Source organism: Sporolactobacillus kofuensis (assembly GCF_024125425.1).
Taxonomy (GTDB): domain Bacteria; phylum Bacillota; class Bacilli; order Bacillales; family Sporolactobacillaceae; genus Sporolactobacillus; species Sporolactobacillus kofuensis.
On record NZ_JAMXWN010000041.1, the window covers coordinates 1 to 268 of the forward strand.

Annotated in this window: 2 tRNA genes; both read right to left on the reverse strand. The window is 48.9% G+C overall.

The window, feature by feature from the left end:
* Positions 1 to 42 precede the first annotated feature (42 nt).
* Positions 43 to 118, reverse strand: a tRNA-Ala gene (locus tag NIE32_RS14135).
* 8 nt (positions 119 to 126) lie between these two features.
* Positions 127 to 203 (reverse strand) — tRNA-Ile (locus NIE32_RS14140).
* Positions 204 to 268 lie beyond the last annotated feature (65 nt).

The window sequence follows — 268 nt, forward strand, 5'->3', positions numbered from 1 at the left end:
ATCCAGTTTTCAAGGTTCATAATGCCGTAATAGACATAATAATGGTGGAGCCTAGGGGGATCGAACCCCTGACCTCCTGCGTGCAAAGCAGGCGCTCTCCCAGCTGAGCTAAGGCCCCAAAATAAATGGTGGGCCTGAGTGGACTTGAACCACCGACCTCACGCTTATCAGGCGTGCGCTCTAACCAGCTGAGCTACAGGCCCCCACCAATTAAAAATAGATAATGCACTGAAGGAATGATTCCTTCAAAACCAAACAAAAGCTCAAA